The 6,307-nt window shown below is 71.5% G+C and carries 8 protein-coding genes; all 8 read right to left on the minus strand.

Features of this window, described 5'->3' with window-relative positions; genetic code table 11:
* Positions 1–231: RNA-binding protein (locus tag ACOADB_RS03565; RefSeq protein WP_378596558.1), on the minus strand; the 231-nt coding region annotated here is incomplete at its 3' end.
* Positions 232–235: 4 nt separating this feature from the next.
* Positions 236–751 carry a 30S ribosomal protein S16 gene (rpsP, locus tag ACOADB_RS03570; RefSeq protein ID WP_378596559.1) on the minus strand — a complete coding sequence of 172 codons (516 nt, stop codon included), beginning with the start codon at positions 749–751 and terminating at the stop codon, positions 236–238.
* 155 nt (positions 752–906) lie between these two features.
* Positions 907–1,779, minus strand: a complete 873-nt coding sequence (locus ACOADB_RS03575) for an ATP-grasp domain-containing protein (protein WP_378596560.1) — start codon at positions 1,777–1,779, stop codon at positions 907–909.
* Positions 1,776–2,468 carry a hypothetical protein gene (locus ACOADB_RS03580; RefSeq protein ID WP_378596561.1) on the minus strand — a complete coding sequence of 231 codons (693 nt, stop codon included), beginning with the start codon at positions 2,466–2,468 and terminating at the stop codon, positions 1,776–1,778. Before ACOADB_RS03580 ends, ACOADB_RS03575 begins: the two co-directional genes overlap by 4 nt.
* Positions 2,465–4,357, minus strand: coding sequence for a S8 family serine peptidase (locus tag ACOADB_RS03585; protein WP_378596562.1), 1,893 nt, complete (start codon positions 4,355–4,357; stop codon positions 2,465–2,467). The genes ACOADB_RS03580 and ACOADB_RS03585 overlap by 4 nt, the downstream gene beginning before the upstream one ends.
* A 100-nt stretch (positions 4,358–4,457) precedes the next feature.
* On the minus strand, positions 4,458–5,531 hold the full coding sequence (locus ACOADB_RS03590) for an amidohydrolase family protein (RefSeq protein ID WP_378596563.1): 1,074 nt from the start codon (positions 5,529–5,531) through the stop codon (positions 4,458–4,460).
* 30 nt (positions 5,532–5,561) lie between these two features.
* Positions 5,562–5,942 (minus strand): hypothetical protein, encoded by a 381-nt coding sequence (locus ACOADB_RS03595; RefSeq protein ID WP_378596564.1) that lies wholly within the window; start codon positions 5,940–5,942, stop codon positions 5,562–5,564.
* Positions 5,939–6,307 (minus strand): hypothetical protein (locus tag ACOADB_RS03600; RefSeq protein ID WP_378596565.1); only part of this gene is annotated, 369 nt, incomplete at its 5' end. The genes ACOADB_RS03600 and ACOADB_RS03595, both read right to left, overlap by 4 nt.

A 6,307-nucleotide genomic window follows, 5' to 3' on the forward strand; every position in this document is an offset into this window, starting at 1 on the left:
GTCGGTGTCGACGAAGTCGACCCGGGTGCCGCTGTTGCCGGAGAGCGCGGAGATGACCGTGCGGAAGGCAGTCGCGGTGCGACCGCTCCGGCCGATCACCTTGCCGAGGTCGTCGGGGTGAACCCGGACCTCGAGCACCGAACCACGGCGCAGCTGCTTGTCGCGCACGACGACGTCATCGGGGTGGTCGACCACTCCGCGGACGAGGTGCTCCAGCGCGTCGGCGAGCATCTGCTCAGGCCTCGGTGGTGGCTTCGGCAGCGTCAGCGGCCGGAGCTTCCTCGGCGGGGGCCTCGGCAGGAGTCTCGGCGGGCGCCTCGGCGGCGGCCTCCTCGACCTTCTCCTCGACCTTGTCGTCCTTCTTCGCAGCCTTCTTCTTGGCAGTCGTGGCAGCGGCCTTGGGCTCGCTGGCGACCTCCTTGAGGGCCTCGTTGAAGATGTCGAGCTTGGCGCGCTTGGCTTCCTTCACCTTGAGGGTGCCCTCGGCGCCGTCAATGCCCTTGAACTTCTGCCAGTCACCGGTGATCTTGAGCAGGACCTCGACGGCCTCGGTCGGCTGCGCGCCGACACCCAGCCAGTACTGCGCCCGGTCGGAGACGACGTCGATGAACGACGGGTCCTCCTTGGGGTGGTACTTGCCGATCTCCTCGATCACGGCGCCGTCGCGCTTCTTGCGCGAGTCGACGATGACGATGCGGTACTGCGGAACCCGGACCTTGCCCAGGCGCTTCAAACGAATCTTGACGGCCACGTTTGTGGTGTCTCCTTGACGATTTGTGGTGGGTGAGGCACGGGCTACCAGGTGGGGACACCGGGGCCCGGACTCGGATGGGTTCCACGATGGCGGTTGAGAGGGACCGACGTCGCAGAACTCAGCCACCAAGTCTGCCAGATGACCGGCGGCCTTCACGAATCGGCTGACAGGTGGTCGGCCAGGGCGGAAGCGATCTCGCGGTCGGGCCCGTCGAAGCTCGTGTACGCCGGTGAGGTGTTGGCCTCCCAGCAGTACCAGCGACCGTCGCTCCCGAAGCGGAGGTCGATGCCGGCCAGCTCCAGTCCCAGGGCCCGCGCGAGGGCGTGGCAACGCGCCGCGACGGGGGCGGGGAGGTCCGCGGGTTCGAGGGTGAACCCGCCGTAGCGGTAGTCGACGGACTGCGAACGGATCCGGTGGGCGAACAGCCGTTGGCCCACGACGTGGACGCGATACTCCACGCCGGCCACGAACCGCTGGAACTGGGTGGGGCACCAGCGCACGGCGCCGAGGTCGTCGTCTGGCCCCACGATCCGGACGATGCTGCGGGTCCCGCTGATCGACTTCACGATCACCCGCCCGTGCTGGGCGACGAACGCCTGCGCGGCGTCCGGATCCGTGGTGAGCAGGGTCTCGGGCACGGCGAACCCGAGCCGCTCGATCACGGCGGACTGGCGTGGCTTCGAGTGGTTGCTGAGTCCCGCCGAGGGCCGGTTGACCACCCGCACGTGGCCGGGCACCGCCTCGGCCCACTCCCGCAGCCCGAAGGACAGCCGGGCGAGACGGTCGCGCTCGGCAGCATCGACGGCGTCGCCGAGGTCATAGGAGCGGAGGTACACGCCGCGCAGGTTCTGCACCGGGACCTCGAGGTCGCCGACCCGGAGCGCGAGCCGCGCGCCGACCGGCTGCACCGTGACCCGGGTGCAGGAGGCCTGGTCGAGGAACAGGTGAGGGGTGCCGCGGTCGGCCAGCAGCTGGCGGACGTTCTCGAGGGGCGCGTCCGAGCGCAGCCCGTAGAGCACGATCACGGCGCCACCTCCTCGACCAGGGCACGCACGGCCGACCGCACCCCGGCGGTGCGCACCACCGGCGCCGGAAGAACGGCCTCCAGGTGCGGCGGCGCCGTGGCGGTGCGGCGAGCGACCACGGCCGAGAGGAGTGGGACGTCGTACGACGCAGCCATGGTGGTGAGGTGCCGCGCCAGTGCCTCATCGATGTCGCAGGTGGCCGGTCCACCGACGCGGAAGACCCGGTCGCCGACGATGGTCACCAGCACTCGCGGGGAGTCCGTGTCCTCGTCGGTGACAAGGGGCAGCCCCGCGGCCGCGGCCCACGCCGCGGCGGGCGGGCAAGGCCCCGCCAGGCTCGCGTACGACGGCGCGACCAGGCAGCGCTGTTCGAGGGTCGTGAGCCAGTGCCCCAGGAAGGACGTCATCTCCGAGGCGACGTACTCCTGGTGCTCCGGGGCGATCCAGGTGAGTTCACCGGCCTCCACGTTCGCGAGCAGGCTGACCAGGCAGCGCACCCGTCCGGTCGCGAACGGTTCGCCGTCAGCGACCCCACGGCCGGCAGCCGGGCCCGCCCCGGAGGACGGGCCGGCAGCCAGCGCCCAGCCCGGCAGCGACAGGTCCGCCGGGGTGAGCAGGCGTGCGCCCGCCCACCCCGCGGCCAGCGCTGCCGCGCCGGGGTCCTGCTGGGAGGCAAGGACCAGGATCACGACGGTCCGTTGCCGTTGGACGAGGCGAGGGCCGCCTCGACCACTTCGCTCGACACGTCCGGCCGGTCCTCGGCCTCGACGAACGGGCTGCCGAGGCTGCCCACGCGCTTCTCGATCCGGTCCAGGCGCTCGAGGACCTCCTTCATGCCGTCGACCTCGTCGAGCACCGGGTTCACGAGGATCTCGCCGGGGTTGAAGATGTCGTCGATCTCGCGGCCGGCGATCTTGTAGTCGTCGATCTCGCGGATCTCCTTGACGCGCTTCTCGATGAGCACGTTGTCGCGCACGTGCTTGACGAGGTCGTTCTCGAAGTACCGCTTGACCACACGGCGAGCGGCGATCAGGGCGGCGTGCACGTCGATCCGGCCGTAGCCCATCTGGTTGTTCCAGGTGCCGTTCGGGTGGCCGGACACGTTGGCGTAGGGCACGGTGCCGACCTTGGCCGCGGTCTTCTCGATGATGTTGCGGACCGCCACGTTGCTGAGCGAGGAGTTCCGCGAACGGATCAGCGCCGCCAGGGCCGCGACGTGCGGGGTCGCCGCAGAGGTCCCGTTGAAGGTGCCCGTGTAGGCCGTGCCGGTGTAGCCGCTGCTGCCCAGGCGGTCCGTGCTCGGGATCCGGACGCCGGGAGCGACGACCGACATCTGCGGGCCGTAGTTGGACCCCCAGCCCTCTCCGTCCGGGCTGCTCGGCGACTTCCGGTTGTCGGCCTGGTCGCTGGCGCCGACCGCGATGACCAACGGGTTGGTCGCCGGGTAGGTGATGCCGTTGAGGGTGTTCTGGTTGTGCGTGGCGACGCACATGATCATGCCTGCGTTGTGGGCCTCCTGGATCGCCGGATCGATGACCGCGTGGCTCCAGGCGTTCCACCCGAAGCTCATCGAGACCACCTGGGCACCCTGGAGCCGGGCGTAGCGAAGACCCGCCGCGACCTCGGTGTCGGTCCACCGGTCGAAGGCGATCGGCAGCAGGCGGCAGCCGCCGGCGAGACCGGCCACCCCGACCGCGTTGCCCGTCCGCGCGGCAACGATGCCCGCGCAGGGCGTGCCGTGGTTGCCGGTGGGAGCACCCGTGCCCGACATCGTGCCGAGGTTGATGCCGTTGTGCAGGAACGCGCCGACCAGGTCGGGGTGCCCCAGCTCGACACCCTCGTCGAGGATGGCGACGGTGACGGCGGACGAACCCATGGTCAGGTCCCAGCCGGACGTCCCCGTGCCACCAGCGCCGATCTGGCGCAGGTTCCACTGGTCGACGTACATCGGGTCGTTGGGGGTGTGGGCGACCGGGACGCGCAGCGGCACCCATTCCAGACGCACCTCCACCTCGCGGCCGAGCGCGGCGGTGATCCGCTCCGGCAGGTCGTACGCCGGCGTCGCCGCCGGGTCCACGACCTTGAAGTAGTCGAGCTCGCCGAGCAGCGACGAACGGACCTCGTCGCGCTCGAGGCCGAGGGCCTCGACCGCAGCCAGGTCCTCGGGGGTCGCCACGTCGGCGTCCAGCAGGACGACGGCGTCCGCGGCCGGGGAGAGCTCCTCGGCGCCGGCACCGAAGTCTGCGGTGTAGACCGGCGAGGACCAGGCGACCGAGCCACCGCTGGTCGCCGCGTCGAGGGCGTCCGTGTCGACGGCCGAACCGTCCGCGGTCCGAGCGAACACGAAGTCCTGTCCCGCGTTGACGGGCTGCTTGTCGGCAACGGCGCCTTCGGAGGCATCCGCCACCGCACGTTCGGCGGCGCCTTCGCCGCCCTCGGCAACGAGCCCGAGGGAAGCGAGTACGTCGCCCTGGCCGCCGGCCACGGGCGTGGACCGCGGCGCGAGCAGGACGCGGTCCGGGTTCAGCGAGAGCGGGACACCGGACGGGTGGGCCAGGTTGTCGGGAAAGCTGGGCATGGTGATCTCCTCCAGGGACGGGAGTGACTTGTGCCACTCACCGTGAGGAGGCGCTACCCGCCGCCCTGATACATCCCGATCGGATCATTGCCCGAAGGGGTCAGCTGACGACCTTGCCCCGCAGGACGACGTACGACGGCTCGGCGAGCACCGACAGGTCCGCGACCGGGTCGCGCGGGTAGACCACGAAGTCGGCGGGGTCGCCCTCGTCGAGTCCGGGGTTCCAGCCGAGCCAGGCCCGGCCGCGCCACGACGCGGCGCCCAGGACGTACTCGGCCGGCAGGCCCATCTCCACCATCGCGCGGATCTCTTCGTGCAGCACTCCGTGGCGGGTCGACCCGCCACCATCGCTACCGACGTAGAGGGCCACCCCGGCGTCGTACGCCTTCATGAGGACGTCGCGGCGAGAGCGGTGGAGGGACTCCATCGTGGCGGCGTACGTCGGGAACTTGCTGCGTCCGGCGTCGGCGAACCCGGGGAACTTGTCGGTCTGCAGGACCGTCGGCACCAGCGCGACACCGTTGGCGACCATCTGGGCGATGTGCGCCTCGGTGAGCCCGGTGCCGTGCTCGATGCAGTCGATGCCGGCGTCGAGCAGGGGTGACAGGGACGCTTCGCCGAAGCAGTGGGCGGTCACCTTCGCGCCGTGCGCGTGCGCAACCCCGATGGCGGCAGCGACGGCGTCATCGGGGAAGGACGGCACCAGGTCCCCGGCATCACGGGAGATCCAGTCACCGACCAGCTTCACCCACCCGTCCCCGGCCTGCGCCTGCTCCCCCACGATGCCCGGCAGGCCGTCGGGCTCGACCTCCGCGCCGTAGTTCTGGATGTAGCGCCGCGTGCGCGCGACGTGGCGTCCGCAGCGGATCAGTCGCGGCAGGTCCTCGCGCCCGTGCACCCAGCGCGTGTCGGCGGGTGACCCGCAGTCCCGGAGCAGGAGGACGCCGTTGGCCCGGTCGGCCAGCGCCTGCTCCTCGATCGCCTCGTCGGAGACCGCTCCCCCGTCCTCGAGCCCGAGGTGGTTGTGGGCGTCGACCAGCCCGGGCACGATCCAGCCTTCGCCGACCGACTCCGCGCCTGCCGGCCGCTCGTAGGTGATGGTGCCGTCGAGGACGAACACCTCCCGTACGTCGCCGTCGGGCAGGACCGGACCGGAGAACCTCAGCGCGCTCACCTTGCCGACGCTACCAATCCGAGACGCGTGTCAGAGGCGTGAGAGCAGCCACGTGGGTGAGAGCGTCGTGGCGCCCGCGCCGTGCACGCGGGCGTCGAGGGCGCGGTCGGCTGTCACCACCACGACCCGGCCGCCCTTCGCGGCGGCCTTCTCGACGGCCTTGCGAGCCTCCTCGACGATCGTGGCGTCGCCGTCCTTCGGAGCATGGACGGTGCGCACGTGGGCGTCGCGGCCGGCGCGCACGCCGCCCTTGGCCTGCCCTTCGAGCACGAGTACGACGACGTCGTACTCGATGTCCGCGACGAGCAGCTCGTCGTGCAGCCGCAGGGCCGCGCCGGCGCGGTCCTTCCACCAACCGTCCGGCCGGGCACCCACGACGTTGGCGCCGTCGACGATGAGGGTCGAGGTCACGGGAGATCCCCGTCTCCCCCACCGGCCGCGCGGGGAGCCAGGACGCCGAGCTCCCAGAGCGCGAGCTGCAGCGCGACGAACTCGGCCGCGTCGAGGGTGATGTCGAGGCGCTTGCGCTTGCGGCCCTGCTCCCAGCCGGCCCAGGTCGTCCGCACCACGCCGGCGTTGCGGCAGTGGACCGTGATCCGGCGTCGTCCGGCGCACAGCTGGAGGTACGTGCCGACGCGCACGTCCACGCTCTCGTAGCTGGCGTCGTGCCCGGAGACGGCTGACGGGCGGCCCTCCCAGGCGCTGCCCAGGACGACCCGGTCCACCGGACGGAGCCGGCGGCGGCCCAGGCCGAGGGAATGACGGAGCACGGCGCC

The organism is Nocardioides sp. CPCC 206348 (genome assembly GCF_048654705.1).
Classification (GTDB): Bacteria; Actinomycetota; Actinomycetes; order Propionibacteriales; family Nocardioidaceae; genus Nocardioides.